Source organism: Mesobacillus zeae, from assembly GCF_003570705.1.
Classification (GTDB): domain Bacteria; phylum Bacillota; class Bacilli; order Bacillales; family Cytobacillaceae; genus Mesobacillus_C; species Mesobacillus_C zeae.
In genome coordinates, this window is sequence record NZ_QWVT01000062.1 from 1 (window position 1) to 2,294 (window position 2,294).

A 2,294-nucleotide genomic window follows, 5' to 3' on the forward strand; every position below is an offset into this window, starting at 1 on the left:
ATATCTGGCTGATCTTATATTACGAACGGGTGCGATTATTTAATAAGAATGATCGCCTTCTTCTTATTCAAGTACCGAAGCAGTTTATTTCAAGAAAAGGTTACTTTATCGAAATAACCATTAATGTAATTTAGAGCGGCTCGACAATGAAAAATCTATAGAAATAGATAGTTGTTTATGTTTAGATAATATTAGTAAATATTTACTTTTATTGGTAGGGGTTTTCTAATGTCCATTTTAGTGCAGCTACTCGTTTTCGGAATAACAGGTGGGTTATTATACTTTGGTGTTTACTATGGAACACCAAAGTTAATTAAAAAAGGGTGTTCCATTAATTTATGCTTTTTGGCTTTTTCTATGGTTTCCTGTAATGATTCTATTTCCAGTATCATTGCTATTGTATCATTTAGAGGGAAATGCTTGGACATGGCAAAATATATTGGAAAGGTTTCGTTTTAATCCTTTAACAGAAAACGATTGGTATTGGGTTGTGGGAGCAATTGTTTTTACAATAATTTTCGACCAATTTCTTGAACCTTTAGGTAAGTTTTTTGCGAAGTTACCAATACTAGCCCCGCCTAGTTATCTTCCAGCTCCATTCAATCCATTAAAAAGAATGGAATTACCTCCATCAGAATTTTTTGGTGTTTCGCTTTATGGAAATTGGAAAAAGATTATCATATTTATTCCCTTACACCTTTTTGCTATGTTAAGTGAGGAACTAATGTGGAGAGGTTTTTTCCTTCCAATTCAGCAAGGGATTTTCGGGGATTGGGCTTGGGTAATAAACGGGGTACTTTGGGCATGGGTTGTCCATGCATGTCTGAAGTGGCATTTTATCAATATGCTTCCTAGTATGCTTATTGCTCCATGGATTGCCCAATATACTAATTCCACATGGGCTTCTTTTGCAACTCATTCTATTGGAAATAGTTTAATCTGGATTTTGTTAATAGTGGGAATCATAAAAAATACGAACAAATCTCAAAATATAAAGTCAAGATAAAGTTCGGTTCCCACCATAAGGCGGTCTATTTTCTTCAGCTAATGACCCGGTTAGCTCAATATGAAATGAAAAATATTATAGTCTAACAAACAGTTCTCATATAGAATGGAAGTAACATCCAAAAAAGGGAAATTAATCGTGAATTTTGGGGACAAAAAATTAAAAGAGATTGCAGTTATTGCACTGGTTGCAATAGCAATTAGCACTGGATTAATCGCCTTATGATTGGCACAAATAGTGGACTTAATGAGTGTCATAGCTAACAAATAATTTTTTACTTTTCCCAAGTCATTGTGAAATATTGTACTTAAACGGGCAGTTTAGTGGAAGAAAGAAATACCAAAATTAAGGTTTTGGACACAATTCGATAAAGAAATAAAGTCTTATAAAGTTATTATTTTTTATGTAGAGTTACAATTAGATAGTATGAATAAATTTACATAAAAGATATTGAGGTATATTATGACAAAAAAAATAAAAATTGAACTTCCCAAAATCGCATCAGAGTTAGAAAAGGTAAATTATCAAGATATTTATTATGAAGAAGACCCTCAGTTAGTGAACTGTATGGTGCTTGGTGCACGAGTGGATAACGAAGTAATGGAGAAAGCAATCTTTTCCAAAGTCATTTTTAAAAATGTAACATTTATCAATGCTACTTTTTATAATATTGATATGACTGATGTGATTTTTGAAAACTGTAATCTATCTAATGCTCGATTGTATGAAGGTATTATACATAGAGTCGCCTTTAAAGATTGTAAACTATTGGGCTTAGATTTTTCAGAAGCTAATCTTGGGAACGTTTCTTTTGAAAATTGTGATATGAAATTAAGTAACTTTGCAGATGGACGTTTAAAACAAGTAAGTTTTGGTAATTCTTCGTTAACCAGTGCTAACTTTTACGATTGTAAACTTAGCAAGGTGTATTTTAATCAATGTGATATTAACGATGTTGATTTTACACAAACCATTCTTAAAGGAATTGATATAAGTACCTGTACATTTGAACAACTTAATGTGTCTTTGGAAAGTTTGAACGGTTGCGAAGTTTCTTCAGACCAAGCAATTGGGTTTTCAAAATTGTTAGGGTTAAAAGTTAAAGAGTAATTTCTTAATGAACTATCGGTGCAAGAATTTAAGAAAGGGTTGCTACGGCAATCCTTTTTTTCTTATGGAACAAACGGAGCAGTATTCCTGTAATAAAAGAACTTAATTTTCATCAGTAAACTGTTTATGTTTGTGAATAAATACACTTAAACTCCCTCAGATAGATGCATATTACTCG

Annotated in this window: 2 protein-coding genes; both read left to right on the forward strand. The window is 32.1% G+C overall.

The features are described 5' to 3' along the window. Positions 1 to 370 precede the first annotated feature (370 nt). Positions 371 to 1,006, forward strand: coding sequence for a CPBP family intramembrane glutamic endopeptidase (locus tag D1970_RS21620; RefSeq protein WP_119114911.1), 636 nt, complete (start codon positions 371 to 373; stop codon positions 1,004 to 1,006). Between the two features lie 462 nt (positions 1,007 to 1,468). Next, positions 1,469 to 2,116, forward strand: a complete 648-nt coding sequence (locus tag D1970_RS21625) for a pentapeptide repeat-containing protein (protein WP_119114912.1) — start codon at positions 1,469 to 1,471, stop codon at positions 2,114 to 2,116. The last annotated feature ends 178 nt before the right edge of the window (positions 2,117 to 2,294 follow it).

Bases quoted from the DNA above. Each gene is read 5' to 3' on its own strand.
- D1970_RS21620 (WP_119114911.1), top strand. From the start codon at position 371: ATGATTCTATTTCCAGTATCATTGCTATTGTATCATTTAGAGGGAAAT.
- D1970_RS21625 (WP_119114912.1), top strand. From the start codon at position 1,469: ATGACAAAAAAAATAAAAATTGAACTTCCCAAAATCGCATCAGAGTTA.